The sequence below is a fragment of the Shewanella sp. FJAT-51649 genome (assembly GCF_019457435.1).
GTDB classification, from domain to species: Bacteria; Pseudomonadota; Gammaproteobacteria; order Enterobacterales; family Shewanellaceae; genus Shewanella; species Shewanella mangrovisoli.
In genome coordinates this window covers 1,144,514-1,169,021 of sequence record NZ_CP080411.1, presented here as the reverse complement: position 1 = coordinate 1,169,021, position 24,508 = coordinate 1,144,514, and the positions used below count along the sequence as shown (strand labels likewise).

Genomic DNA, 24,508 nt, shown 5'->3' with positions numbered 1-24,508 from the left:
GCGCCAACCTAAAACCTCCCCTGGGGATACGTGGTAAACCAGGGGAATAACATCCGTTAGGACTTCAACATCTTTTGGCGAAAGAAGTCCGCCGGTTTTTCCAAAAAATCAATCAGGCGCTCCTGCAGTAAATTCCAGTCAGGCAGCGAAAGGCGCTCCAACTCTTCACGGCTGAAACCTGAGCAACTGGAACTGATAAACAGGGTTCGGTCCCATTCATCCTTGTGCGTGTCCATTAAGTCGGTCGTGGCCACTGTCGGTGGGCGAAGCGTATAGCCGGTTTTATCCTGGCCATCGTCACCTTGGAACGGCACCAACAACACCGGCTCAGCAGATGAGTCGAATCCTTCAATAAGCTGGGCGGCGCTCATGTGCATAAGCTCCAATACTTGCTCCTGCAGGCTGGTATAGTCTGGCGTAACAAGGCGTTTTAATTCGCTCAACGTCAAGCCGGTACTGGAACAGATGCAGGCACGGAGCAGGTCGGTATCTTTGCCTTTATTGACCTTGCTCATTTCTCGGTGCTGACCCATGGTCAGTAATTTCACTGGGACCGAATTAAGCGGTTGTTTCTTGTCGTCTTCAATCGGCCATACCAGTTGATGCGTTTTAGGTTCAAACATTTCAAACTCCCAAAATGAAAAAAGGCCCACTCCTAAATGGAGGGGCCTGTGCGTAGCAGCGAAGAAAAATTATGCCATGCCGATATTGCGACGATGCTCAACCATGAGATCGCCTTTACCCAGATTCAAAATCTGCGCGTTGCGGTCAATCTCGTAGATCAACTTGCCATTTTCGGTTTTCTTGTAAGCACTGACGGCCATTTCCAACTCAGAATCGGGCAACTCTCCCATCTTGCTTGGTGATTCAGTGACAGAAATAACTTCACCGGTCAGGCTGTAGACGATCGCAAACTTATTGCCATCTTCATCCTGGTGCGATTCCTTCACATCCACTTGGCAAACTTCACCAGCGGAAAGACCAAACGCAGCTAGCAGCTCCTGGTTAGCACCCTTGACCTTGATCTTACTGTTCATCTTTTCCAAGCCGACCATGATTTGCCCAGGGATGAACGAGCCGCCCCGGGTGTCTTGCATGGCCTTCTTGATTTCTGGTGCGGTAAACTCTTCCAGTTCTTTAATCAACGGCTGACCGTTAATCATGCCTGCGCGGGTAATACGTGAGCGTTGTCCACCCATTACAGAACTCCTTCTAGGAAGGACTCGACAATGCCGACATCCTCAATTAAGTGGTACACCATGTGCTCGTTAGGGGCAAAGCCATGGTACTTGATCGCAATATGCCACTCGCCGTTGCGGTAATTGTCTACCGTATTCAGCGTGGGGTGCAGATACACTTGGGCGCCCATCACTGTCTCATCGGCCTGCAGCGACTTGAGCCAGTAGTTCAGCTTAGTAATCTCCTGCTCCATAAAGCTCTTACTGAGATTGCGCCCCATGGCACTCTGCGCGGTTTTAGCCAGCTTGCGCACAATCGCATACTCAAGCCCGACCTGTGACACAAAGCGCCCCATCACGCAGCGGTTGCCAATAAGCGAGAAGCCGCCCATTGATGTTCGCGCAAAATAAGAAACGCCGTTTTTATTCAACAAATCACCATTTGTTGATTTGTCCATGATGTTGTAATCAATGGTACGAGCCGTGCCTTGGATTAACGCCCCCATGCCGCCCTTGGCTGGACTCTCCCAAGCTCGAACCCTGGCAAAGCAAGACAACGCCACGGCGGCGCCAGAAAAGTACACGTTACCTTTGGCCGCTTGGCTGTAAACCGCCACTTGTGGATCGACTAGATAGAAAGACTCGTAGCCGGTGCCTTCACCACCCAATGACTGCGAGTAAGTCACCGCCGCTTGGTCGTTAGTGTTTGGACCATCCCCCACAGGAATAGCAAACAGGCGCTTACCCATGGCTGCCAGTGCATCAGCTACCGGCTTAGTATTGAAGCCAGGGGCCGCAATATGGGTAGGTGTTTCCTGACAATCTGGCAAGGCTTCGATACCTGTACGCTGTCCAGTTGCAGCATCTATTCTTCCGATGATGTTGTTAGTTGCAGCGGCAGCATCAAGACCTTCGTCGACGATCACCACATAAATTGGAACAGATACTAAGCAGAGGATCTCATAGCATGAACGCCACAACGTTCCGCGCTCGGTACCGGCAACATCCAACTTGGCTGCATCACCTGGATTAGCCACTCGAATAGGGCTGTTCTTAGGCAGTAAAGGATCTGCATCTGGCGCAGTACCGACCAAGCCAAGAACAATGCTACCCAAAGGTCCCATTGGTGGCGGCGCGGATTGACGCTCAATGCTGATCCCGTTATGCACAAACGATGGAATCTCAGGCATTAGTTATCTCCTTTAGTGGATTTGTCAGCCTTGGCAACGCCAATCTTGCCTGACAGTAATAGAAAATCTGCCTCACATGGCAGCAACTCAAGCACGGTACCGACTTGGTGCCAGTGCTTCTTATTCGGACACTGATAGGCTTCCAACACCTGATACTTCTGGCGCGGATTAGCCTGGGCTTTCTGGGGTGCCATATGGCCTCCTGAAATAAATAACCCGGCAACATGGCCGGGTTATAGGGATAAAAAAACCGCCTTTAGGCGGTTAGTTATTCTGGTTTTACTGGCCAGACAATTTCGTCTGGGTTATCCGTTGATTGCGGCAAATCGCGCAAGGATTGGCGGTATTCGGCGAACTCGGCTTTCTTTGATTCAGACAAAGGAGAGTCAGCAACTTGAGTCCAGTCTGTTGCTTGAATCAGCTTGTTTCGTTTAATCCGTACAGCCTCCCATTTTTGCTCTAACACCACATCAGGATTAACTTTATACTGCGGCTCCGCTGAAATAAAATTTTCGGCAGTTACATAATGTTCAGGGAAATGATATTCAACCCCTTTATAAAACTCAGTTTTAAACATACTCATTCCTTATACAACTGCCGCTGCAATATCAATCAGCTCGATTTCTTCGACCGTTGGGTTATCACCTTGCCATGTTGCTAGATTAACACTTCCCAATGACTCCACGTTTAGCGCCATATAACTGGCTATATATGCGGAAATATTGGCGTTATTCCATGATGTGTTTTTAATAGCAATATACACTGGTGCATCATAAACGGCTTTACGGTCAGTAAAGAACTTAATATCACCAGACCCACGCTTTGCAAACATTGCTGATTGGCCAGTGTAATAAGCATGAGTCTGTGCCAACGAACAGAATGTCGCAGACCCAACATTGTTAATACCTGTGAAACCAAAATGAATCCACGGATTTAACGCAGACGTCGAGTTCTTTACTCGATATAACTGAATCAAATGGTACTCGCCTGTGTTTTTATCTGATTCTGCATAACCGTCAGCGGCAGCAACATAATACTGTTGAACATAAGATGTTGTTGCCTTCCAAGTATTCAAATCAGATTCAGCATTAGTCATTCGCTGATCAATCTGTCCCATCTTACCGGCCACTGTGGCGGTCATCTGATTGACCGATTCAATTAGCGCCGCTGTTTCTTGCGTACTCATAGGTGCTCCTTTTATACGCTGTTAATTAAATTAGTGCCGTTATCAAAAGCGGCGGTTAATTGGGTTATCAGGCTACTGAGTTCCTGATTCGTGCTATCTAGTCCGGTTTGTTTGGCGTAGAACGCTGCCGCTTTACCATCTAACAAAGCGGCATCGGCTGCCTTAGCGCCTTTTGCCAGATACCTAGCATCGGCGGCTATTTTGTCGTATACATCAGCACTATTGGCCTTAGCGGCCAGCGTGGTAATGATGGTACCGATGCTGTCCTGGTTGCCCTTAAGCGCAGCGGCCAGCTCGTAGATAGTATCCAACTCAGCCGGCGCCAAACCGATAAGGTTCTGGATAAGCTGGTTAACCTCATCCTTGGTGTAAGTCACACCCTTATCAGCCTTGTTGGCCAGCTCAGCTATATTGATGGTAATTTCCACATCACCACTGCCGTCGAAACTGACTTGGCCTGATGCATCACCCGTCAGGCTAAACAGTCTTGCAACCTTAAGCACATGAGCGTAATCGGCGGTGGCGGCTAGGCGATTGGTTACCGTCAGATAATCAATGGTGCCACCGGATTTACTGAGCTTGTTGCGCAGCTTGCCGTCAATTGTGCCAAGCAGCTGACTGAGTTTACTCAGCATGATGTCTATTGGCGTTTGAGGTTCTGACATCCGTTACTCCTGGGCGCCAATGGCGCCAATATAATGATCCAGTGTTAGGCTCATGCCGCTAACCATACCCAACTGCGCTTGACTTACCTGCTCGGCTTTTTCGCTTGCCAAGGTAGCGGCATGCTGTGCCTGCTGCGCCATGGTCAACACGCTTTCTGCCACGGTGCCGACAGGCCCTTGAACGCCGATAGATACAACATTAAGCCGTGGCCGGCTAAGATGCTTAATGGTGACCTGATTGCCACCGATATCCATTCTCACTACTTGGCGAACAGTATGGCGCAGCGTTATTCGGTTGAGGTTATTCATTGCACTGCACCCACCGTCAACCGCGCCCAACCGCGCACCAGGCTGTAGGCATCACCACTTGGGAAGGTGACCCGCACTTCCCAGTGCGCATCCTGCCATTCATCAGCCTGCTGACTGGCGGTTTTCTCTGGGCTGATATGTATGGCCATACGGCCCTTGGTAGGCTCGGTAACAGTAATGTCACCAGCCATACTTGTACAACTAACCAGTAAGGCATTACTGGATGAACTACGCACCTGCAGAGTAACGCTGCAACCTGTAATATCCACCGGCTGTAAAATGCCCCTTTCGTCCTCCGTTTCCCAAGTCAGCTCGAAATCGAAGGTCGTGCCTGTGACAAGGGGCAGCTCTTGTTCGTCCATACGCCCCCCTTAGGCATGTTTCTTTTCCAATTCCAGCAGACGAAACTCCTGCTTGATTTGGCGGTGCATGGTGTCTACCTGGGCGATGGCCATCTTGGTAAACTCCTCATCAATGAGGATGTTGAGGTTTTCGGTGCCAACAACCACGGTCACGGTGTTACTGGGTAAGGCACTCAAGTCCAAGGTGATAGGTTGAATACAGTGGCCGTCCTTTGGCTTGTAGTTCAGCGTTGTGCCAGGGGAAGAGATCACCCCGAACAATGTACCTGAAGCCAACCAGAACCCTAATTCCCTAATAGAATATTCCTGGGGACCACTGAACTTGGCTGTAGCTTGCAAAGTGGCGCCGGCGCCATCCTTATATTCGCCAAACTCAACCCGCTGAATTTCGTTCTGCAGCGTGGTCTGTTCTGGATTTGGGGTGTAAGCTCTGTCACCTGCTGACACCCATTTGAGTTCAGCTTTAATCCCTTTGGACTTAGCGCCAATACATTCTTCCAAGCCCTTACGGGTAATAACTAATTTGAGTTGGTCGGTCATCTGATTACCTTATATAACTGCGCTCGCGTTAACGGCTGAGACTGTGATGCTGTAATGGCCCGCTACGGCCGTGATGCCCAACTGGGCATAACCGCTGACAACAGGCGTAATCGCCAGCAAGTTCAGAGGTTGAATGTTTATCCCTGGCAGTGCTCCACCGCCAATGGCCAGCGATACGGTAGCGTTAGGCATAGCCCAAAGCCCTGCCTCACAATTGGTCGGTTTAACATTGGTCGCAGGAGCTATCGCGCCGGCTAAGCCGAGCTGAGTTTCAACCCCAAACATCAGTGACAGCTCGATCACATCACGCTCTGATTTACTATCAGCGATGTAAGCCATCAGCTTATGCACATTGGCAACATTGACCGGCTTATTGCCTTTTTCCCACGCCAACACAGCGAGGTTATAGGGTGCAGCTTGCGGAACCTGTTGATACCAAGGCGTGATCTCACTCAGAAAATCCAATGACTCCAGCGCCATCTTCAAGCCGGCACGAGTGCCACTCAAGCGGCGAACCTGCCAAGCATTGCCGGTCAAATTTCGCTTGATATACTCCGGGTCAGCCGAGTCCCAAACTGGCAACTGGCGCTCAGCCGCAAGAAACGGCAACATATTAGGCGGTGTGTATCTCGCATCGAGTAACTGAGGGTATGGCTGAGTAACCGCATAAAGCTGTTCACTCAACGCCAGCTCCAGCCCACGCTCTAAGGCGCTGCGGTTATCTGGCAGGACGCTATAGGTTTTCAGTGCTGACGGTAATGTTGATTGACTCAAGATACGGCGCCTCACTGTGAGCACAGCGTATTGGCTGCGCGGGTTCGGTTAAATCGGCTCTGTGAGCCCCAGTTGATTTCAACAACACGCTATAAATCATCGAAGGTTCAATGCTACCGCCTAACCTATGCTGGCTGGTTGCATATTCCTGCACCGTTTTCTCTGCAGCCACTTTCACCATGCTGGCATCTGGTCCAGGACGAACATAAAGCTGTGCTCTACATGACCAGTTTTGAATGCTTGGCGTCTTCACTGTAATCAAATCCGTTTCTTGGGCTATGTCATCCCGACCAAGATAGCTCTGGGTCGCATCCACCAATGCCTGCTCGGGTATACCGTTGCCGGCATGGGCCAATATGTAACAGTCCACTACGCCGGGAGTGACTTGACGGGCTTGGGCATCTTTGGTTTTTCCAGCATCTTCATGCTCTGCAAACTCATAGGTCACCACCACCTTGTTAGGCTCAGGACTTTCCACCTTAACCATCGGCCGACCGCCCAAAGTCATAGCATGGAAGCGGTAACCTGAGCGCGTACCCGTAGTGGCCAAGGCGTAAGCTGCCAAGTAATAACGGGTTAACAGCGCCTCATTACTCTCCATCACTGGCAGGACTGGCGGGTAAGCATTGGGATCACCTTCTTCCAGCACCAGACGCTTAACGCCCAACTGGCTGACAATCAAATCAACCATGGCTTTGTCCGTGGCATACATGCCGAACATTTGCTGTGCCTGGGCGTTCATCTGCCTAAAATGGCTCTGCAGAATAACGGTAAATGCCTCGGTGAATTTGGTCAGGATTTCGGCCTCGTTGGCAAGCGTTTCACGCACTGCCGCGGCATCTCCTGGGGAATGTTGTTCTAGGTAATCCAGTAAGCTAGTTTTGACATTGGCCAGCAAGGTTTCAAAAGCCGGCGTGGTGATCACATCCGATTTAGGTAATGGGTTTTGATGTGGAAACATCCAGTGGTACCTCAAATCTAACGGGACGGCCATGCCACATGCCCTCAAAATACAGGCTCAGTCCTGTGGCGCCGCGCTTGGCCATGCAGCTGCTAGGGACAAAATCCTGCAGCCCGTTGGCCGGGTTATAAAAAGCCTCAATGGCAAATGCCTGGGCACGAACCAGCATGCTGTCCGACATATTGTCGGCCAAGGTTTCCCGCACTCGGCTGCCAAATCTAGGCCGTTTAGCACGGCCAACCAGCGGCGTAGTCATCACCTGGATTATCCGGCTCACCAACTGCTCAAAACCATCAATCTGACGGCCTGTGTTACGGTCGATTCCTATCATAGAAGCGCCTTTATATTCTCCGGTAAGGTCTTATCTAACGCTGCGCGGGTGCAGTCATTGTTCCATAAGGCCTCAATAGATTGAGCCAAAGACGATGCCATTAACTTATTTTTCATATCCGTTAAGAATCGTTGCTCTGCTGCAAACCGCTCAGCAATGCTGCTCATTGCAGAGTGAAACATTTCAGCAATGCCAGATAAAAAACTTTCTAAAGCAGACGATGACATTGAACCTGAAAAGTAAGCTGCAACTTTTTCAACGATGCTATTTGCAGCATCACCAATCGCATAAAAAAACTCGTCACATGCACCGTTAACCGTTGCAAATAAAGCCTCGGTATTGAAGCAGCTAGACGGCACTTGATTTGTCAGAGCATCTAATCTGTTAGCTTGCTGCGCCATAGACGAAAGCCGTAACGTGTCATTTGACATAGCCGTTATTTGAGACACATTCCCGAGTAAACTGCCATTTGCAGAACTCAACAGCTGGCGCGTACTGGCTAGAATAGCTGGATTAACGACACCTAAACTTTCTAATGGCCTTAATGCATTGTCAGCTTGATTTACCGCCGAAATAGCTTGATTACCCACTCCGATAGATGGACTCGAAAAACTCAGGCCGCCCGATTGGATTTTTTTAAATAAATCAATGTTCATCGCTATTTCGTCTCGTTAGGTGTACTCGTGTTAGGGTTGCCAGTTGGATGCGTATGTCCATTATAAATATTGCGATCATCTTGCATGCTGCGCGTGTGGTCGCTGACCTCGCCATCAGCCTTGACGTCCTTAGTCGCGTGCACCAACTTGGTATCGAGGGTGATCTTCTCGCTCGCTTTTAATGTCAAGGTGCCGGCATCCATGTCCCATATTTCTGCGCACTTATCCCCGTAGGCCGTAACCACTTGTATAGGGTTATCAGCAGGGAAAGGGAACTGAGTGGAATCTATACCAACCAGCGCAATGCTTTGGGCGCCGGTGTTGCCGCCGCCAAAATTCAAAATGAGTGCCTGCTCGCCGTTCGTCGGACAACGGTAATGAGATACCCGCCCTGCAGACTGAGCAAACCACTTAATAAAAGGAGTGGTCAGGTCACCATGTTTGACCTTGACCAGTTGATTGCTTCCGTGTACTTCGCTGACAACCCCCAAACGGATCATGAGTTGCTGGCGCCGGCGTAGTTCTTCCACCTCAGTGCTTAGCTCTTCAATACGATCAAGATATGGCCCAAGCATTTCACGCACCAAGAGTTCAAGCATCTGCCTCATTGAAGTCCTCCAGTGGGTGATATTCGGCGGGGTCATCCATGTTTACCGGATTCACTGCCAGACGTATGCCCCGTTCTTCATCAGGCTCCAGCGTTGGCATGCCGATGGTAACTTTCTGCACGTATTTGATTGACCACACTGAATAGGCATCAAGTTCAGGATCTAATGCATCTGGGTCGGCGCTGACGACTTTAGCCGGCATGGCCTTGAGTCCAAAATTAGCGTCCTGCAGTACCACACTGATGAACATGGCCGCATTACGGGCATCAAGCTGATAAGTGCTCTCTTTTACGCCCATGACGGCCAACACTTCACAGTGCAAATTGACCGCCAGCTGACCGTTACCAGGTTGTTCACCAACCGGCTCCCATCCCATTACCGAGATAAAAGCACACGGCGTTTCGAGGGTGTCTGTAATCTCAGGGTAATACTCAACGCCCTTGAGCCATGTCGCCTTAGATTTGAGCCAAAGGCGCACAGCCTCATGGTATTCCGTTAGGTGTATGCCTTTGCTCATGCGTATTTATTCCATTTCTGTTGACGGCTAGCGATTGAACTACGACCAGCCACCCGGCCTTTCATATCCGTGGTGAAGTGCTGCATGAACACCTCTGGTAACTCAGAAAAAATATCGTCTTCAAGCCTGGCATGCAGCGGGTCTGAAACAGCCACTTTCTTCTCCCGAATAGGGAATCTGGCGGCTCCTTTACGAGCGAAAATAGAGCGTTTACCGCGAACTCGACCAAGAAAGCCGTCTTCGTATTTCTGCTGGCCTAAGGTCTTTGATGTAAAAGCCGCACCAGCTGGAGAACGCTTGCTCCCAAGCCGAGACAATCGGCCTTTTAAACGACCAATAGACATATCGTTAAGACCAAACCACAGCTTAAGTTCATCAAGCTTCTCGCTTGTCTGTCCAAGTTTGAAAGCGCTTTTATACGCCTGCATACGCTTGCGCACTTCTTTAAGTCCCTTTGCATCCATGCCATCACGCATTAATTTGGAACCTCGTGACTTCATGGTCACAGACGTTCTCGCAATCGCGCGGTTATAGGCGGCCAGCATCTCCTTTTCTGTACCGCCCAACATCAACTGAACAGACTCAAGCTCACTTGGATCAATATCGAATAGCAGGCTTTGTTGATTGCTTTGCATCTTTGACTCCAAGATAAACCCGGGTCAGACCTGAACCTTCTGGAACGGGTTGTTTCACCAGTTGCCATTCGCTGCCAGCCACGGTCACACAATCCCGAATATTAAGCCATGCAGCATCACTATCGGGCAGCAGTAGGGAAGCGTTATTCCCCTCAACAAAACCGCCCCCTTTCAGCTTGGCCGTCTGCTGTGGATTTTTGTAAATCCCCACAACATGCTTATTTCCGCTTGATAGATGCAGGATGGCTGGCGTACCGAAGTCTTTGGGGTTAAAGAACACCCCAAAGTCATTAGCGCCTATCACTCTTCTATCTCCTCTTCTTCACCGAAGAAGTCATCAAGCGCATCGGCTTCGCTTTCAGGGTCTTTGATTTCAACAGTGACCTTGGTTGAGTCTTTAACCACTTTTGCCTGACCGGCACGTACTAAATCACGCGCTTCTGCTTTGGTGACTTCTACGACAGAATCCACAGCGCTCTTACCTTCGCCTGTCTTTGGAAAGACAGCGGTGCCACGGATCATCACGCCAGAAATAATTTGAACTTTCATGAGTTCACTCCAGATATAAAAAAGGCGCCTCATGGGCGCCGTAACTTAAGGGTTATTACACTTTCTTGCCGTAGGCAAAGGCTGCACCATGGCGAATCGCTACGTCTGCATCCTGGAACACGCGCAGCACAGTACCACCGCTAGCGGCCTTAGTTGACTTATCAACGGTCAGGTCAAGAGCACCCCACATACCGACCAGTGCCTGGCTAAAGTCACCATGCAACAGGGCATCTGTTTCAAGCTGGGTCGATACCACACCTGGATAACCGTTAACCTGGTCGCCTTCCCACAGGTACTTAGCCGTACCAGCGGCCTTCTCTGTGGTTTTTAGGGTGCCACGCAGTGATGGGCGCATGGCGTAAGCCATGTTCGCCGCCAGGGCGTTAGACTCGGCCACGGCAGTTTCAAACGCCACAATGGTCTTCCAGTCCCAACCGCCTGCGGGAATTTGAATAGCATGCACACCCGTCTGGTTTTTGATGCCCAGTGGCTGGTTATTGAGGCCAGTTCCGAGGAACACCGCCTTATCAATCCCTAGGCCAATGCCGCGCAGCATTTCATCACGCACCAGTAAATCAATATCTGGCGTAGATTGCTGCATCAGACGGCGTGTAATCGGCACGGCACCGGCAATGGTCTTAGGTGCCATCTTAACGATGCCTAAGCCCACATTTGACTCAGTACCGTCTTCGTCTTCGTCAATCCAGTAGAAAGACGCGCCGCTGGTCATTTTGGGAATATCGACGTTACCAACCAGGCCAGTCGCAAAACGCACACCCAAGCCGGCAGCGATTGAGTTAGGACGCAGCAGATCGATAAATTGGCTGCTCCATAGGTCAGTGGCAACCAACTCGCCACCCATGCCGGCACCAGTTGACTGCGCCGCACGGCCCAGTTGCGCTAATACTTCATAGTTGACGTAAAATCCGCGAGCATCTTTGCCCATTTTATCTGCCAGGGCGACAGAGATTTCACGCTCAAAACCTGCTGATTTCCAATTGCCGGTGATACTGGCGCGAACCGCATTGATAAGGCTATAACGGCGAACGTCTTTAGCGTCTAACCCTAGGTTCATTTCTGTACCTGTAGGTTTAACTTTCTTATCACGCACACCGTCAAGAACCAATTGACGGAATTTATCAATTGAATCGCCATTGGCCACGGCTTCTTGAGCTTCGCGGCTCATGCCAAATTGTGAACCCATCGCCATGATTTCTTGGCAGCGTTCAGTTTCTTGCTTGCGCACAGCTTCTTCATCAACTGGCACTGCAGGGGCTTTCGCACGAGGTTTTGCCACTGGCTTTTGGGCGCGGTTTTTTTCTTCTTGCTGATCTAGGATTTCTTCTTCGTCCATACCTAACTCTCTTAGTTCAATGTTAAAATCAGTTGTGTCGTCGTTATCATCACTTCGGCCTAACCCCACTGAAGTGTCAGCTGGCACAGATACAGATGAAATTTCATAGGGCTGCCATTTGGTTGCCCGATACCAATCAACCCCGTTCTCATCTCGCTTAACGTGGATGATCTCCAAAATACGGTACCCAACGCTGATATGCGGTCGAATACCATCTTTGAGGTCTTGCCATAGCTCTTCTCCGCGCTCGCTACTGGAAAGGCGAATAATGGCTCTACCTTTCTTGTTGTCGATAACTGCGCTTTCAATCGCTCCACGTTGGTCACGAGTGTTGTGATCCATCAGGAACGCGCCGCTATTATTCAGTCTCGACAAATCACACTCACCAGGCGCATGCCCGAGAATTTCCATGCCGAACCACCGTTCAACGGGTTCCTCGCTTGAGAAACTCAATTCAACGGTGCGGTTTTCTTCATTAATGGATTCACGGACAAAGGTGAGGGAACGAAACTGGCGGCCAAGCTTAAGAGTCTTGCTCTTCTTCTTTGCCATTCTGGTTTCCTTGTTGTTGAGTGGTTACGGCTCGCTTCTTACGTACCTGTTCCACCATGGTTTCAAACTCTAGCAACTCGTTGATCACCGTCTCAGGGTCTTCCCCCCGTTCACGAATGATCTGCAGTGGGGATTTGGTCATGTTGTTGATGGCCTCAGTGTTGGCCTTCTCATCTTTGAGCGGGTCAACCCAATCCCATCGGCGGCCCTGGAATCGATGATTATCAAGCCGTTTAAGTTCGCTAAATCGCAGGCCTGGGATGGCATTGCTAAGCAATGACATTCGCAACCATTTGGATTTAACCAAGTCACACAGCTCTTGCCTCATCCAGCGTTGTTTCTTCTTCCAGCCGTCCCTGTCCTCCAACACGAACTGGCGAAGGCTAGAAAAGCTAATTCCCTCACCATCATTACCTAGAGTGTTGTAACTGACATCTAGACCACTGGCTGCGCCGCGCTTACCTTCTTTCATGTAAGCCGCAAAGTTGCTGCCAGACTGATTGAAGTTCAGCTCTTTTAGGGTGTAACCATAGGGAACAACCACGGCCATGCCGGGTTCGACTTCTTCAACAAAATCGGGCTCATCGTCTTCTTCCTCTGGCTCAACGTCAGAGTCAGGCTCGTAAGCCAACATCTTGGATGCTGCAACCCGGGCACCGGTCAGCTCGGCTTCGCGGTAGCCATGCAAGTGGTGCATTTCCAGCAGCGCAGCATGTGCCCAGGGAACGCCACGACATTGACCAACCCTGAAAGGCAAAAAGGCCAGTAACATTTCACTGGCCGGGATACGTTCATAACGGGTGTTGCCGTAAAAATAAACCCTATCCCCCGGGTGATTAGTGAGGATGTGGTACGCCACTGGGCGGTCCCATTCATCCAATTCCACTCCCATCCGAATGCGTGTGCCGTCTTTAATTTCGCGGTTGTAGTTAATGTCTAAGTGGGCTGAATCGAGCAGCTGCAGCGCAAAGCCATATTGATTAGGGAATCCCTCAACAAAGCGCACCAGGATTTCACCATCCTCGGCAACTGTACGGATAAACAGCGTCTGAATATCTTGCCAGCTATAACGGCCGGTAACATCACAACTACCTTTCTTCCCCCAGTTTTCAAAGTGCTCCTCAATCAAATCATTGGCGGCCTTGTCGTCTGACTTACCACCAAACGACTTGGCCTTGCTCTGAAAGGCAAACCCTTCTGGGCCGACTATGTGGGTTTCGCACATAGACAGGAACTTGACAACATAACCGTCATCATTGCCGGCACGGCGAGACTGAGCCTTTATCACGGACAAGTCTCGGCGCAGTTCCTCGTTAATACTCAGCGCAAGTCCGCTAAGGCGTGGTCCCGTCAGCCCTTGCTTTGCCAATGCGAAGCGGTGGCTTCCAGGTTGGCTGCGGCGCGTTTTGCGAACATAGGTTTCTTGTTTTTCTTCTGTCATGCTGGCAACCTCGTCAACACTCGTTTAAGCCGGAAACCATTACCCTTCTCGCTTCTGACTTTTTGAATGTAAACCCTACGTAGCTTGTGCAATTCCATAATCGGAATGCGGTCTAGGCGGCGGTCGTCAATGGTATAACTCTCATGATCCGAAAGAATCCGGCCCTCGAGCACCGTATTAATGGCATCTAGCATTCGCTTGGCGTGACTACGTGGATCGTGTCCAGCTGTTAAGCTGGCAAAATCGGCCTCAATCTCCATCTGGCCAGACGCTATCAACTGACGGTCAGCGCCCTTGCTGGCATACAGACGCCAGTCATACAGCCCAGCAGTCCAGGCTGTTGTCACATCGGCTAACTTGGAGACTGTCACCAGTCCATCTGCAGCAGTAGTGTCTATGTCTATGACGCTAGGGCCACGAACGGCATAGCTAAACTGCCACTGGCCATCTGCCAACTCGTGACTAAACGACCAGCCAACTGAGGTACCGGCGCTTATTTTCTTGGGTTCATTCATTATCTATACCGGCTGACAAAGCCTCCACCGCCAGCGCGTTTACGGCTTGACCGTTTGCGCTTGACGGGCTTTCTGGTGGCTTTTGGTGGAGTTTCTTCATCTGGCTCGGAGCCATCGGGTTCATCTGGTGAAGCAGACGACTTCTTGCGGTCAATTCTCAGCATACGGGCGCACATGTATTGCATCCCCTCACAGTCCAGATAATCGTTCCGCTTGGCGGTCTGATTCCACTTTCCTGTTTCTTCGTTAAATTCTTCGGCAACAATATGGCGGCAGTATTCCTCGGTAATATCTGAGGGGATCAACCAATCACCGTCCTTGCCCTTGGGCCAGCGCACTCGGCTATGTACCCAGGCTTTGGCCAGCGTAGTATCAAAGTCCCATCGTTTATCACCGTGCAGGCGAGTTTTACCCTTCTTGTCTACTTCAAGGCGAACTAAACGAAACGGTTTAGGCAAACGCTCAAACCCCATAAGGGCGCGAGTTCGGCCCTTATACCGGCGCACGAACGCCAACACTTCATCAGTTCTGAAACCAGCATCGACACCCATCAGTTGGATTTGCTTGCCATCCCATTCCTGCTCTAGGAACTCTGACAGCTCATTCCAGACCTCAGGCTTATCCGTGTCTCCCCAAATTTCGCCCCACTCAATCAGGCGGCTAGACATGCCAGGGCGCCAAGCGCGTAGCACGTAGTACAGCCTGTTTTTTTGCACGTCTACCGTGCAAATGAGTTGGTCAAAACCTTCAGGGATCTGGCCGGATGCGTAGGACGAACGCAGCGCATAAACCTCTTCCCACTCTGGCGCCTCGCCGGCTATGGCGTATATCTCACCAAAACCAGTGTTATAGACAGTCAGTAATGCATTGGGGTTACCACTCTTTTGTGCTTCCAACAATTTCCGAGCAAGAAAGCCATAACTTTTCTTGCCAGAAAAACTACACAAACCACTGACCCAAAGACTGAAATGGTTGTTTTCATCGGAGGTATTCAAAAAACCCGCATAGGGAATGACATGTTCATCGCCATTCTGAGTGATAAGCACATGCCCATCTGCAAGCGTAGCAGCCTGACCAGGAGCAATTGCCACCCCGAGACGGTTCATTTCTTTACGGTGACGATCTTCAATCTGGCTCCCACAATGAGGGCAAATTAATCTCGCCGCTTTCACTGCTTGAGCGGGTGTACACTCATCCTCAGTCCCGATGCCTGGCCACCATAGAAGCTCACTTCTAGGCATAAAGTATTCGTGACAGTCGGGACAAGGTACCGCCCATTCGTGGCGAGTTCCCTTTTCCCATTGCCGCCAAATGGGGCTTGAAACTTTGCCTTTATCAGAAAGCGCCCAATGAACTAAGCCTGTATCAGGATGAGGCGATGTCCTCACAATACCGTGAGTTGGCGTGCTGGTGAGTCCAAGCTTTGAATCGGTATACGCATCACCACGCGCTTCGGCGATTTCAGCTAAATCCCCTTCACCTGTGGCGTTCTCATCGGGTCTATCCAATTCATCAACGAGCGTGATAACCGCTGAATCAGATGCCAGTTCTGTGGCCGAACCTGCCCATGAAAAACGCAGCGATGCGCCCGCGACACGTTTCTTATGTTTGGTACTTTTCTTGTCGAACTTCATCCATAAGGTTTTGGCCTCTTGGAACATTTCAATGATTTTGGGTTCGACGACATTGTTAATATTAGATTCTGTAGGGCCGACATAAATGATTGGTGCAGGATCATCGTCAAGCTTCCAACCAATGACATTCTGCATCGTTGCAGATTTACCCATTTGCGTTCCCATCACAAAGGTAACGCGATTAAACTGCGGACAAGCAAATGCTTCACAAACAGGAAGCATGTAAGGCGTTGTCGAGGTATCAAATGGCCCTGGTATCGGAGAGCCAGGAGGCATGATCCGATTCTCAGTCGCCCAAGTCGCTGCATTCCTCAGAGGCTTCGCATCCACTATCACTGCGCTGTTGAGAACGGTATTCAGCAACAAATCCACGGAGGCGTTCAGCTGTGGCAGCGCGGACACGGCGGCATTCACTGTCGATTCGATGCTTGCACATGGCTGGTTCATGTATTTGTGCGACCTCTGAAGCTAAACGCGCTCCCAAGCTGTTGAGTTCACTGCCATAGAGTGCGGAAATTGCATATAAAAATTGCCCAACATCTTCCAAATCAATCACTGATTGCTCGGCTTTCGCGGCATCGACATCGGCCTTACGCCGTTTAGCCATGGTTAAAAGCAACTCTTCACCATCTTTAGTGCCTTCAACAGGAGCACCGTTGGGACCTTGAAGCTCACCAACCTGTCGTTTCACTTCACGTTCGATCAGCCAATTGATCGCTAGCTCAGTATTTATCACTAACGCCTTACCTCTACTGCCACCTCCTTCAACGGGCAAACCCGAGTCAATTTGGTTAGCAACCCATTTAGGTGATTTCCCCAAAATGTCAGCAAATTCATTACGATTTACATATGCCATAACACACCAAAAGAAAGGACTTCTCAAATTGAGTGAAAATCAAACAAAAGTCCTTTCTTTTGCTCCAAAGTCCTTTCTTCATATTTAAAACAACGATCTGATTTCAAAAATCTTTTATCAAAAGTCCTTTCTCAAACCAGAAAGGAGAAAGGACTCAGTTTGAAAATATGAAAAGAGGCAGACTCCGCGAGTCTATGCCCCGTTGGTTACCCCCTTTCCTGGGAGTACCTTTTTTCTTTCATATCAAAAAATTACATAGAGTTGACTGCAACGCATTGGCGTAATTGTTCAATGTAAAGCGTGAGCTGAGCCATGTCTGATTGAGAAACAATAAAAACTTCATCACTCTCGATCACATTCGTTAGCACTGGAACTATTGCCACGCATGGGGTTTTGGGGGTCGGTAACATGCTGCACCCGCCCAAACTGACGCAAATAATCACCAGGATTGGTCTTAGCCAGTCGCAACCGTTCTTCACGCTTTGTTTCATCATCACGCCTTTTTAGTTGCACGCCCCACTCAAGCAGTAAAACGAACAACTTCAGCCAATTCACTGCTTATTCTCATTCTTTGCTGCACCGTAATTAGCAGCAATAAAATTCAGTATTGCTTTCAATGCATTAGGCAAACGAGAGGTAATAGACGTTGGCAGCAATGCAACAGCATGAGCAACACCATAAAGCACAGCAATCATCACTCCAGCCCATCCCGGCAATGCCTCAATAGGTGGAATTAGTTCTGGCGATGCAGCCAATGCCGCAAATGGCATTAACACTAAAGCAAGCATCAACCCGAAAACCGTGGCTAATTTCGTATTTGAAAATAGTTTTTGCATAATCAATCTCCTATGGAAGTAACGCATTAACACCTGCAAGCTCACACCGCACCAAATACTCCTCTGGTGTGCCCTTGCCTGCCGATGTGTTGTAATGTCGCTTCCAATACAGCGCTCGCCCTTCACGAGTCTCAGGTATAGGACTCTGCACAGCGAAATAACGTAAGCGACAAAAGATAAAACTCAGTAATGGCGAGGTTTCTAGCTCGACATAGCTAACCTTGCCCAGACAAATGCCAAATGCCTGATAAAGCGCATCAGCTAGTCGATGTTTTTTGTATTTACTCTTTAACCAATCAAACGTGCCTTCATCTACCTGTGTTACACCTGTTCCAGCGGCATAAGTAGTTAAGTCACGATAAGAGCCCAATAGCGTTTCGGCTGCTGCAGTCTCAATCAATAAATCAACGGCCTTATCACCACCGCCTAACACCCCACAAACCGCTTGAGCAAACACCATTACTTGCTGCTTATTAACGAGGCCGTAATACACGGTCATAGCAATCCTCCAGAAACAAAAAAGCCCCGAATATTCAGGGCTTATGGAATGAGTTGACTGTTTTATTTGGGCTTCTTAGCCTGCTGGCGCTCGTCTAAATATTTCCAAATATCAAACACTAATCGGCCTGCCACAACTAACAAGCCACCAACTGAAACTAACGTGGAAATAGTAAAAGCTGAGGTAGGAATTTGTGCTGCCATATCTGCGGCTTCCTGTGCCTTAGCCGCCACTTCACTAGAAAAAATACTGATACCACTACCGCCACCGTAGGCAATTAAACGCCCTTTCCATTCGCTGGCTTTTATTAATACATTCATAAGCTTTAGGCCAAAAAAATGCCCTATCCAAATGAATAGGGCAACAGGTGAAGTTCTCAGGTTATTGCTTTGGTGAGCATAGCTGTAATGTACAGTTTTTCGGCGTTTCAAATAGCCCTAAAAATGTCCCTTTTTAAGTCTTTTGCCACAGAAAACACCTTTTTTGCCTTGGCTCAGGCTCAAATTTTGTCACTTAACTGACATTTTTAACTTACCGATTCACCAAACTCATCCCAAATTGACTAAACCATTGCATCCTTCTCTGAGGCTGATGCAATAACTTGGCTGTAGAACTTGATATTACAGGGCTTAGGTCTAACTAAGAAAATAAGATGATCTCAGAATTGTCTCGGTCAGAGCACATCAAAAATTCAAGATAAAAAAACTATGGATAGCTATGCAACATAACTCAAGTATAGAAGAACGGAAGGGCTTTGTTTCCTAATAGATAAATCCAATGTTTATTTACCTTAAAACAAAATAAAATCCTGAATAGGAATGAACAGCTAACTGTGAAACAAAGGTTTTAAGCACTACGCTAGCACACAGGAGGTACTCCGTAATTGTTTGTGCTTTGAGGAAACAAAGCCAACAGGAAGAGATGATTATTCAGGAATGGTTCAAATAAACTTTAAGAATTAACATCAAGTTAAAAATAAAATCATTGGTGCACATCAGAATTTACTTCTAGTTTCATGTTGATGACAAATTGAGTCCTCTCTTTATTAGAAAAATCTTGGAAACTCCAATTATCATATTTTTCATAATGTTTTAAAAATCTCCAAAAAGTATTATACTCATTCTTTTCAATAAATTCTTTTTCAGAAAAACAAAAAACTGGAATTATAAAAACATATCTAAGATGTGTGTAATGAAACTCTCCAAATGCTAGCGGAAAATTGTTATCATCATCATTTCTCAAATATACATAAAGCTCAGGAATCTTAGTGAAATTATCATATGTAGAAAGCACTGCAATTAATGGTAAAGCATCAACGAAACCTTCTCCTTTTAACCATTCAATAGTTTTTTCAAATAGATGAATCTTAGATGAACTAATAACACTCATTGAAAACTTTACAAATGCCTTATAGACATTCTGAATCACGATACCTTGGTTAAATTCTAAAGATAATTCTTTAGGAAATGCATCACCTACAGATAAATCATCAGGACTATGCGTCAAAATAAAATCAGAATCATCATTAAAGCTATTCACTCTGAAGGAAAAATTTTTACCCTTAATGACAGGAACCTTATTCCCTTTAGTCTTAACCTTAAAAAAAGCTGTATGCATTTTAAACCATAGATCAATATCCATTTCTATAGTTTTAGAGAAATCACGATTACAAGTATCACACTCCTCATTCAAAATGATATTTTTATTACCTAGAGATTCGGAAATCGCATGCGCCTCATGTTTAAAAAAAACACCACTGCTTTCACTTCCTTTGCAAAACCTGCATATTCTCTTTGATTTCAGAGGTTCGCCAACTTTAATCTTTTTACCAGGATGAATACTAACAATACTGTATTTATAAAAAAAATCACCAAAGAGTTCATTTACATGCTCTAGAGCAACTTCAGGTTCTATATAGGGATTATTTAGAGCGAATAGCTTAGCATCAATTTCAAACTGTTCCTTCTGCCCAATACTTTTGCAATCAGTCAGCAAGCAAAAAAAATCGCCATCTTTCAGTTTATTCAAAAAATCATTATACTTATTTACTTGGGGACAATTATCTTTATATCTCTCAACATACTCCACAACCTTAGCTCGGAGCTTTTGAGTATTCCTAATAAATACATCTATTTTAAACTCATGCGTTATAGGCACAAAATAGCCACCAAAACACTTTAAAAGCTCAACAACCAACTCAGGAAGATCATCTTCATTATCACAAGACACATTCAAGCTAAATGATGATTTACCTGACAACAACATGAACCAGAATGTTTTCATTTAGATATCTCAAAAGTTAATGTCAAACTTAACACATACTAACTACAGTAAAAGATAATAACCATATATAAACCAAATAAACAAAATGTCAAGAGTTCTAACAATGTTTAACAATAAAACTAATAACCAATCGTGATTATTGTGCCTAACTTAACACAGGATGTCACACTGTTCATGATACCTTTTATTAGGATCGCTAGTCGTATTATCGCTTGACAAGCCCAGTAATACTGGAAATTAGAACAACTAAAAAATTGTTCGAGTTATTGATTGGTAACTATATTCTTTTGTACACCTTTAAATAACCAACAATATTTAGCTGATTAGATACCAACTAATTATTTCTGGTAGTAATAATAGATTTGTAGAATTTCTAGAGGCTACTGTAGTAGTTCATGTGGTTATAAAAATACATATTGGAAACTTAATAAGCCACTAGGAAATAAAGGTAATTTTGGATACATAGGATTAACCTTACATAACTAAATAGATATTCCTAAAAGTAGTTAGTTGCAGTCGATCAGTTTCTACAAGTAATATTGAGCTCGAGACGTGATCAGAGCCTTACAGCTTCGGAGGGTCTATCACACGATTGCTGTTATGCCTTACTCCACAAGATATAGTTCTATTAAGAGCAGTTATTTAGTCTCAGCGAGCTTACCATAAAAGTGGCAACCTTTACTCATTACGAATATATCTGAAGCTAAATCCCGACACTGGATATTGCAAGCCCCCAAGTAACGTGTTCCAAGCCAAGGCGTAGTATTAATTTTGATTTGTCAGCTAACCGACAAGCTCAAAGCAACTCCCCCTCCGCTCGCCGTAGCCAATACAGGTAAGATTTTTGTGAATCGAAACCTACTAAAGCCCAGTTGCGTTTACAGATATAGTGGACACGCAAGGCGCGGCGGCAATCATGGCTTAATCGGGTAATTTGCCGATCATAGTTGGCAATATGGGCAGGAACTGCGGCTTCACTGATAACCGAACCAAAGCAACGGACCTCACCCAATTTATCGCAGGCGCTGCGGCTGGCATGCCCTTGCCCATACTCTTTATTCGACCAATAGCGCCCCCACAGAGTCAGTTCCTTGCGCAGTTGTTTAATGGTGATCCTTTCTCTTACATCATCTTGCATAAACTGCCGCCCTTTGGATTTCACTCAATGGAATACGAAACACTTGGTCGCAAATCGCCGTTAAGTCATCATAGGAAACTGGCGTTTGTCCACGCTCCCAACGCTGATAAGTCTTTGAGTTAACGCCATAGGTTTCAGCAACTTCAGCTTGGGTCAAACCACGAATACGGCGACCCGTTTTTAAAATCTCAAATCCACGAGTCATGTTGCCCCCACATATCCGCGCTTAACCAGATGTTGGTGATAAGCCTCAAGCGCCGCCAAAACACCTTTATCTAAGGTGCTATGCACGTAAGTACGCAGTAATACTGGTAAGGCATGATTTAAAATGCGCTCACCAACCATAGTATCCACGCCCATATCGGCAATAATGGTTCGACAGAGTTTACGAAGCGCATGGCTAGTAAATTCTTTAAAGCGGATTTGTTCGCTCCAATACTGGGCTGTTCTCTTAGAGATAACGTCTTTCTCCCCGCAAAATAAGAAGGATCGCTTACCCACATTATTTAATTGCCACTGTTTGAAATTATATAATAGTGCCTTTGCTGCAGGGGTTAATGGTAACCGGTGCTCTTGGCGGGTTTTGGCATTTACGGCAGGGATAATCCAATAATCACCGGCAAAGTGTTCCCAACGGCTTAACCGGGTTTCATTAATCCGAGTTCCGAACATCAGCATAAGTAAAAACAGTAAATTGGCTGGACGTCTTGCCCCCTGTAATGCAGCAAACAGTTCGGTTAAATCCGTCTCTGTGAGCGCTGTTTCTAACTTTGGGCCCAACTTCAAGCTAAACTGCACTCTGTATCCAGCTAGCGGGTTAACCGCTAATAAACGTAAATCGCATGCCGCCGAGAAAGCTCTTTTTAAAACGTTTACACATAGACGGATATAATGGGGAGCATACTCAGCAGAAAGCATCGCTTTTACCAGTAAAGAGTCGATACAGATAAAATCAAACTCAGTGATTTTTTGGTGCCCTACTCTTGGTAATAGCTGCCTATGGATCATTGAGACACAGTTATCACGCCAACTTTTACTTAAGGTCGTATTGGTCGAAACATGCTCTGCATACCAAAGCAACAGGTCTTCAAGCGTTAGCAATTCACTACTATTGCTAATCTCACCAATCGCACGTTTGGCGAGTAATTGTGGTAAGCCATTAAAAAATGTCTTCAAACACATAGCAGGAAAATGGCCTTGCTTCTTCCAAAGACTTTTTCCGCCTTCATGTAATACCAAAAACACACTTGCTTTAGTCCTATTTGTATTCGCCCTAAATTTCACATTGGGATACTGCCAATCCCTAAATTCACGCGCCTCAGACTCAACTAACCAGCGTTTGATTGTTGTTGTGTTAGCCTTACCAAACTGCACTCCAACGGAAGGCTTAACCGAATTTGGCATTAATCCCTCCACCCAAACCATGCTTAGCCCTTAACTCAGCCAGTATCTGCCGAGCCTTAGTGGGAGCGGTTGGAACAGTCACTTCTGCTGGTAAAGCTTTCGGTAACTCAAAATCAAAATCCTCACCAGCCACATACCGCCTAACTAATTGCGTGTAATTATGGCTAAACACCTCAAAAACCTCTTTTTCAGCCCCTTGAGCAAATAACCAACTTCCAGTCTCGCGAACAGCCAAACGCACAATATCATGGCTCCAGCGGTGCCTATCGGGGCGATGGTAATGCTTTAACGCTTCGCGATAGGCAGCTTCCAACTCTGGCAATCCCGCATCATTTGCAGATGGCATACACCAAGCACAAAATTGCCTTGGAGTAGGCCAAAACTTACGGTCACCCACCTCGCGCCGCGCCCTATTTAAACCATGTTGAACTTGTTCACGACTACGAATCCCCTGCACTGCTAGTGTCTTAAGCCATTCAGATTTATGTATTCCTTCTTCATCCTGGCGAGGCGCACCAACAGGGAATAAGATCCTTAGTTTGACGAAAATACTATCCACAATGGCCCGATCTGCAGTAGTCGGTTCAGCCCTATTACCCTGCCCGCCATTCCCAACAATCGGCCGTGAATGCATTAAGGTTTGTATGCTTTGTGCGCTCATACCAAAGGGTCCTCCGGGTCAAACACATGGCGAGTCCAATCCTCTGTCGCTACTGGTGTATGACTAGGGTTTACGCCCGCATTCCCCAACCAGACAGCATTAAATCCACGCCAATTTCGAGTCACACATTCGGCCAAGCAATCATCAACGCTAAAACCAGCCCCTACGGCCAAATGCAACTGTGGTGCTAAACGATTAATCACCGTTTGGCTAACATCGGCCCTTTGTCGTTTTCGCATAGCCTGCCAATCAGCCAATGTCTGCTCACTCGGCATGGCTGGCCAAGCTGAAAAATCTAGCGCACTTTTTTGTATAGTTTTTTTAGAGCTTTTAATGACTGGTTTAATGACTGATTCGGTGCTATCTGGTGGCATAGGGTCTGCTACCTGCTGGCATACCCCTATGCTATCTGGTGACATAGGGTCTGCTATCTGCTGGCATCCCCCTATGCTATCTGGTAGCACCCCTGAGTTATTAGGCTTTGCGGCCTGTTTTAGTGTTAAAGACGGATTTTCACTCTGTTGCAAAGGCTCATGCTCAGACGGCTTACGCTCACCTTCTCGAAGGTGCAATTTATACACATTTGAGTCATTGCCTTTTGGGCCTTTTCTAGCCTTAATCGTCAACAGACCATCATCAGCAAGATCTTTAATGTGTTTACGCACCGTACTGTTGCCAATCTCGCACTGCTCTGCAATATATTGATAACTCGGCCAACACTCACCACTATCACTCGCATTGTCAGCGAGCTTGATTAGAACAAGCTTGCGTAGAGGGTTGCCGACTTTCACCTTCATCGCCAGCACCATTAGCTCCATACTCATACGCAAGCCCCCGTTCTTTCCCTCAAATTAGTCAAATTGACTAAACTCAT

At 47.3% G+C, this 24,508-nt stretch carries 33 protein-coding genes; all 33 read right to left on the bottom strand.

Annotated elements, in window-relative coordinates:
* Positions 1 to 56: 56 nt before the first annotated feature.
* The 33 genes from K0H59_RS05240 to K0H59_RS05080 all read right to left on the bottom strand — a co-directional run bounded on the left by K0H59_RS05240 (position 57) and on the right by K0H59_RS05080 (position 24,458).
* A complete protein-coding gene (locus tag K0H59_RS05240; protein WP_220054885.1) occupies positions 57 to 623 on the bottom strand; it encodes a phage tail assembly protein in 567 nt (188 codons plus the stop codon).
* A gap of 69 nt (positions 624 to 692) precedes the next feature.
* The gene (locus K0H59_RS05235; protein ID WP_220054884.1) at positions 693 to 1,199 is read right to left on the bottom strand and encodes a phage major tail tube protein; all 507 of its coding nucleotides are present in this window, start codon (positions 1,197 to 1,199) and stop codon (positions 693 to 695) included.
* The gene (locus K0H59_RS05230) at positions 1,199 to 2,368 is read right to left on the bottom strand and encodes a phage tail protein (protein ID WP_220054883.1); all 1,170 of its coding nucleotides are present in this window, start codon (positions 2,366 to 2,368) and stop codon (positions 1,199 to 1,201) included. Before K0H59_RS05230 ends, K0H59_RS05235 begins: the two co-directional genes overlap by 1 nt.
* A complete protein-coding gene (locus K0H59_RS05225) occupies positions 2,368 to 2,562 on the bottom strand; it encodes a hypothetical protein (RefSeq protein WP_220054882.1) in 195 nt (64 codons plus the stop codon). Before K0H59_RS05225 ends, K0H59_RS05230 begins: the two co-directional genes overlap by 1 nt.
* A 74-nt stretch (positions 2,563 to 2,636) precedes the next feature.
* On the bottom strand, positions 2,637 to 2,945 hold the full coding sequence (locus K0H59_RS05220) for a tail fiber assembly protein (protein ID WP_220054881.1): 309 nt from the start codon (positions 2,943 to 2,945) through the stop codon (positions 2,637 to 2,639).
* 9 nt (positions 2,946 to 2,954) lie between these two features.
* Entirely contained in the window at positions 2,955 to 3,554 is a 600-nt protein-coding gene (locus tag K0H59_RS05215) for a hypothetical protein (RefSeq protein ID WP_220054880.1), read from the bottom strand.
* An 11-nt stretch (positions 3,555 to 3,565) separates the two neighbouring features.
* Positions 3,566 to 4,219, bottom strand: coding sequence for a hypothetical protein (locus K0H59_RS05210; protein ID WP_220054879.1), 654 nt, complete (start codon positions 4,217 to 4,219; stop codon positions 3,566 to 3,568).
* A gap of 3 nt (positions 4,220 to 4,222) precedes the next feature.
* Positions 4,223 to 4,528, bottom strand: coding sequence for a hypothetical protein (locus K0H59_RS05205; RefSeq protein ID WP_220054878.1), 306 nt, complete (start codon positions 4,526 to 4,528; stop codon positions 4,223 to 4,225).
* Complete coding sequence (locus K0H59_RS05200; RefSeq protein ID WP_220054877.1) at positions 4,525 to 4,719, bottom strand: hypothetical protein; 195 nt, start codon at positions 4,717 to 4,719, stop codon at positions 4,525 to 4,527. The genes K0H59_RS05205 and K0H59_RS05200 overlap by 4 nt, the downstream gene beginning before the upstream one ends.
* Positions 4,720 to 4,899: 180 nt before the next feature.
* Positions 4,900 to 5,430, bottom strand: a complete 531-nt coding sequence (locus K0H59_RS05195; protein ID WP_220054876.1) for a phage tail protein — start codon at positions 5,428 to 5,430, stop codon at positions 4,900 to 4,902.
* A 9-nt stretch (positions 5,431 to 5,439) separates the two neighbouring features.
* Positions 5,440 to 6,204, bottom strand: a complete 765-nt coding sequence (locus tag K0H59_RS05190) for a phage tail protein I (RefSeq protein WP_220054875.1) — start codon at positions 6,202 to 6,204, stop codon at positions 5,440 to 5,442.
* Complete coding sequence (locus tag K0H59_RS05185) at positions 6,164 to 7,165, bottom strand: baseplate J/gp47 family protein (RefSeq protein WP_220054874.1); 1,002 nt, start codon at positions 7,163 to 7,165, stop codon at positions 6,164 to 6,166. Before K0H59_RS05185 ends, K0H59_RS05190 begins: the two co-directional genes overlap by 41 nt.
* A complete protein-coding gene (locus K0H59_RS05180) occupies positions 7,137 to 7,496 on the bottom strand; it encodes a phage baseplate protein (RefSeq protein ID WP_220054873.1) in 360 nt (119 codons plus the stop codon). The genes K0H59_RS05185 and K0H59_RS05180 overlap by 29 nt, the downstream gene beginning before the upstream one ends.
* Positions 7,493 to 8,152: a hypothetical protein gene (locus K0H59_RS05175; protein ID WP_220054872.1), complete on the bottom strand. Its 660-nt coding sequence runs from the start codon at positions 8,150 to 8,152 to the stop codon at positions 7,493 to 7,495. Before K0H59_RS05175 ends, K0H59_RS05180 begins: the two co-directional genes overlap by 4 nt.
* A gap of 2 nt (positions 8,153 to 8,154) precedes the next feature.
* Positions 8,155 to 8,751 carry a phage baseplate assembly protein V gene (locus K0H59_RS05170; RefSeq protein WP_220054871.1) on the bottom strand — a complete coding sequence of 199 codons (597 nt, stop codon included), beginning with the start codon at positions 8,749 to 8,751 and terminating at the stop codon, positions 8,155 to 8,157.
* On the bottom strand, positions 8,744 to 9,277 hold the full coding sequence (locus tag K0H59_RS05165; protein ID WP_220054870.1) for a hypothetical protein: 534 nt from the start codon (positions 9,275 to 9,277) through the stop codon (positions 8,744 to 8,746). Before K0H59_RS05165 ends, K0H59_RS05170 begins: the two co-directional genes overlap by 8 nt.
* On the bottom strand, positions 9,274 to 9,912 hold the full coding sequence (locus K0H59_RS05160) for a hypothetical protein (RefSeq protein ID WP_220054869.1): 639 nt from the start codon (positions 9,910 to 9,912) through the stop codon (positions 9,274 to 9,276). Before K0H59_RS05160 ends, K0H59_RS05165 begins: the two co-directional genes overlap by 4 nt.
* A complete protein-coding gene (locus K0H59_RS05155) occupies positions 9,875 to 10,216 on the bottom strand; it encodes a hypothetical protein (RefSeq protein WP_220054868.1) in 342 nt (113 codons plus the stop codon). Before K0H59_RS05155 ends, K0H59_RS05160 begins: the two co-directional genes overlap by 38 nt.
* On the bottom strand, positions 10,213 to 10,461 hold the full coding sequence (locus tag K0H59_RS05150; protein WP_220054867.1) for a hypothetical protein: 249 nt from the start codon (positions 10,459 to 10,461) through the stop codon (positions 10,213 to 10,215). The genes K0H59_RS05155 and K0H59_RS05150 overlap by 4 nt, the downstream gene beginning before the upstream one ends.
* Before the next feature lie 55 nt (positions 10,462 to 10,516).
* Positions 10,517 to 12,367 carry a phage major capsid protein gene (locus K0H59_RS05145; RefSeq protein WP_220054866.1) on the bottom strand — a complete coding sequence of 617 codons (1,851 nt, stop codon included), beginning with the start codon at positions 12,365 to 12,367 and terminating at the stop codon, positions 10,517 to 10,519.
* Positions 12,339 to 13,736 carry a phage portal protein gene (locus tag K0H59_RS05140; RefSeq protein ID WP_220054865.1) on the bottom strand — a complete coding sequence of 466 codons (1,398 nt, stop codon included), beginning with the start codon at positions 13,734 to 13,736 and terminating at the stop codon, positions 12,339 to 12,341. The genes K0H59_RS05145 and K0H59_RS05140 overlap by 29 nt, the downstream gene beginning before the upstream one ends.
* A 68-nt stretch (positions 13,737 to 13,804) precedes the next feature.
* Entirely contained in the window at positions 13,805 to 14,323 is a 519-nt protein-coding gene (locus K0H59_RS05135; RefSeq protein WP_220054864.1) for a hypothetical protein, read from the bottom strand.
* Positions 14,323 to 16,233 (bottom strand): terminase gpA endonuclease subunit, encoded by a 1,911-nt coding sequence (locus tag K0H59_RS05130; protein ID WP_220054863.1) that lies wholly within the window; start codon positions 16,231 to 16,233, stop codon positions 14,323 to 14,325. Before K0H59_RS05130 ends, K0H59_RS05135 begins: the two co-directional genes overlap by 1 nt.
* 10 nt (positions 16,234 to 16,243) lie before the next feature.
* The gene (locus K0H59_RS05125) at positions 16,244 to 16,813 is read right to left on the bottom strand and encodes a terminase small subunit (protein ID WP_220054862.1); all 570 of its coding nucleotides are present in this window, start codon (positions 16,811 to 16,813) and stop codon (positions 16,244 to 16,246) included.
* A 551-nt stretch (positions 16,814 to 17,364) separates the two neighbouring features.
* Positions 17,365 to 17,649 (bottom strand): hypothetical protein, encoded by a 285-nt coding sequence (locus K0H59_RS05120; protein ID WP_220054861.1) that lies wholly within the window; start codon positions 17,647 to 17,649, stop codon positions 17,365 to 17,367.
* A 10-nt stretch (positions 17,650 to 17,659) separates the two neighbouring features.
* A complete protein-coding gene (locus K0H59_RS05115; protein ID WP_220054860.1) occupies positions 17,660 to 18,148 on the bottom strand; it encodes a hypothetical protein in 489 nt (162 codons plus the stop codon).
* Positions 18,149 to 18,210: 62 nt separating this feature from the next.
* Complete coding sequence (locus K0H59_RS05110) at positions 18,211 to 18,468, bottom strand: hypothetical protein (protein ID WP_220054859.1); 258 nt, start codon at positions 18,466 to 18,468, stop codon at positions 18,211 to 18,213.
* Between the two features lie 661 nt (positions 18,469 to 19,129).
* A complete protein-coding gene (locus K0H59_RS05105) occupies positions 19,130 to 20,431 on the bottom strand; it encodes a hypothetical protein (RefSeq protein ID WP_220054858.1) in 1,302 nt (433 codons plus the stop codon).
* Positions 20,432 to 21,227: 796 nt separating this feature from the next.
* Positions 21,228 to 21,569, bottom strand: a complete 342-nt coding sequence (locus K0H59_RS05100) for a hypothetical protein (protein WP_220054857.1) — start codon at positions 21,567 to 21,569, stop codon at positions 21,228 to 21,230.
* Positions 21,559 to 21,774: a helix-turn-helix domain-containing protein gene (locus K0H59_RS05095; protein WP_220054856.1), complete on the bottom strand. Its 216-nt coding sequence runs from the start codon at positions 21,772 to 21,774 to the stop codon at positions 21,559 to 21,561. Before K0H59_RS05095 ends, K0H59_RS05100 begins: the two co-directional genes overlap by 11 nt.
* Positions 21,771 to 22,985 (bottom strand): tyrosine-type recombinase/integrase, encoded by a 1,215-nt coding sequence (locus K0H59_RS05090; protein WP_258405892.1) that lies wholly within the window; start codon positions 22,983 to 22,985, stop codon positions 21,771 to 21,773. The genes K0H59_RS05095 and K0H59_RS05090 overlap by 4 nt, the downstream gene beginning before the upstream one ends.
* Positions 22,957 to 23,634, bottom strand: coding sequence for a replication protein P (locus K0H59_RS05085; protein ID WP_220054855.1), 678 nt, complete (start codon positions 23,632 to 23,634; stop codon positions 22,957 to 22,959). Before K0H59_RS05085 ends, K0H59_RS05090 begins: the two co-directional genes overlap by 29 nt.
* Positions 23,631 to 24,458 carry a helix-turn-helix domain-containing protein gene (locus K0H59_RS05080; RefSeq protein ID WP_220054854.1) on the bottom strand — a complete coding sequence of 276 codons (828 nt, stop codon included), beginning with the start codon at positions 24,456 to 24,458 and terminating at the stop codon, positions 23,631 to 23,633. Before K0H59_RS05080 ends, K0H59_RS05085 begins: the two co-directional genes overlap by 4 nt.
* Positions 24,459 to 24,508 lie beyond the last annotated feature (50 nt).

Coding starts and splice junctions, on each gene's coding strand:
- K0H59_RS05240 (WP_220054885.1), bottom strand. CDS start 623: ATGTTTGAACCTAAAACGCATCAACTGGTATGGCCGATTGAAGACGAC.
- K0H59_RS05235 (WP_220054884.1), bottom strand. CDS start 1,199: ATGGGTGGACAACGCTCACGTATTACCCGCGCAGGCATGATTAACGGT.
- K0H59_RS05230 (WP_220054883.1), bottom strand. CDS start 2,368: ATGCCTGAGATTCCATCGTTTGTGCATAACGGGATCAGCATTGAGCGT.
- K0H59_RS05225 (WP_220054882.1), bottom strand. CDS start 2,562: ATGGCACCCCAGAAAGCCCAGGCTAATCCGCGCCAGAAGTATCAGGTG.
- K0H59_RS05220 (WP_220054881.1), bottom strand. CDS start 2,945: ATGTTTAAAACTGAGTTTTATAAAGGGGTTGAATATCATTTCCCTGAA.
- K0H59_RS05215 (WP_220054880.1), bottom strand. CDS start 3,554: ATGAGTACGCAAGAAACAGCGGCGCTAATTGAATCGGTCAATCAGATG.
- K0H59_RS05210 (WP_220054879.1), bottom strand. CDS start 4,219: ATGTCAGAACCTCAAACGCCAATAGACATCATGCTGAGTAAACTCAGT.
- K0H59_RS05205 (WP_220054878.1), bottom strand. CDS start 4,528: ATGAATAACCTCAACCGAATAACGCTGCGCCATACTGTTCGCCAAGTA.
- K0H59_RS05200 (WP_220054877.1), bottom strand. CDS start 4,719: ATGGCTGGTGACATTACTGTTACCGAGCCTACCAAGGGCCGTATGGCC.
- K0H59_RS05195 (WP_220054876.1), bottom strand. CDS start 5,430: ATGACCGACCAACTCAAATTAGTTATTACCCGTAAGGGCTTGGAAGAA.
- K0H59_RS05185 (WP_220054874.1), bottom strand. CDS start 7,165: ATGTTTCCACATCAAAACCCATTACCTAAATCGGATGTGATCACCACG.
- K0H59_RS05180 (WP_220054873.1), bottom strand. CDS start 7,496: ATGATAGGAATCGACCGTAACACAGGCCGTCAGATTGATGGTTTTGAG.
- K0H59_RS05175 (WP_220054872.1), bottom strand. CDS start 8,152: ATGAACATTGATTTATTTAAAAAAATCCAATCGGGCGGCCTGAGTTTT.
- K0H59_RS05170 (WP_220054871.1), bottom strand. CDS start 8,751: ATGCTTGAACTCTTGGTGCGTGAAATGCTTGGGCCATATCTTGATCGT.
- K0H59_RS05165 (WP_220054870.1), bottom strand. CDS start 9,277: ATGAGCAAAGGCATACACCTAACGGAATACCATGAGGCTGTGCGCCTT.
- K0H59_RS05160 (WP_220054869.1), bottom strand. CDS start 9,912: ATGCAAAGCAATCAACAAAGCCTGCTATTCGATATTGATCCAAGTGAG.
- K0H59_RS05150 (WP_220054867.1), bottom strand. CDS start 10,461: ATGAAAGTTCAAATTATTTCTGGCGTGATGATCCGTGGCACCGCTGTC.
- K0H59_RS05145 (WP_220054866.1), bottom strand. CDS start 12,367: ATGGCAAAGAAGAAGAGCAAGACTCTTAAGCTTGGCCGCCAGTTTCGT.
- K0H59_RS05135 (WP_220054864.1), bottom strand. CDS start 14,323: ATGAATGAACCCAAGAAAATAAGCGCCGGTACCTCAGTTGGCTGGTCG.
- K0H59_RS05130 (WP_220054863.1), bottom strand. CDS start 16,233: ATGCCTCCTGGCTCTCCGATACCAGGGCCATTTGATACCTCGACAACG.
- K0H59_RS05125 (WP_220054862.1), bottom strand. CDS start 16,813: ATGGCATATGTAAATCGTAATGAATTTGCTGACATTTTGGGGAAATCA.
- K0H59_RS05120 (WP_220054861.1), bottom strand. CDS start 17,649: ATGCAAAAACTATTTTCAAATACGAAATTAGCCACGGTTTTCGGGTTG.
- K0H59_RS05115 (WP_220054860.1), bottom strand. CDS start 18,148: ATGACCGTGTATTACGGCCTCGTTAATAAGCAGCAAGTAATGGTGTTT.
- K0H59_RS05110 (WP_220054859.1), bottom strand. CDS start 18,468: ATGAATGTATTAATAAAAGCCAGCGAATGGAAAGGGCGTTTAATTGCC.
- K0H59_RS05105 (WP_220054858.1), bottom strand. CDS start 20,431: ATGAAAACATTCTGGTTCATGTTGTTGTCAGGTAAATCATCATTTAGC.
- K0H59_RS05100 (WP_220054857.1), bottom strand. CDS start 21,569: ATGCAAGATGATGTAAGAGAAAGGATCACCATTAAACAACTGCGCAAG.
- K0H59_RS05095 (WP_220054856.1), bottom strand. CDS start 21,774: ATGACTCGTGGATTTGAGATTTTAAAAACGGGTCGCCGTATTCGTGGT.
- K0H59_RS05085 (WP_220054855.1), bottom strand. CDS start 23,634: ATGAGCGCACAAAGCATACAAACCTTAATGCATTCACGGCCGATTGTT.
- K0H59_RS05080 (WP_220054854.1), bottom strand. CDS start 24,458: ATGAGTATGGAGCTAATGGTGCTGGCGATGAAGGTGAAAGTCGGCAAC.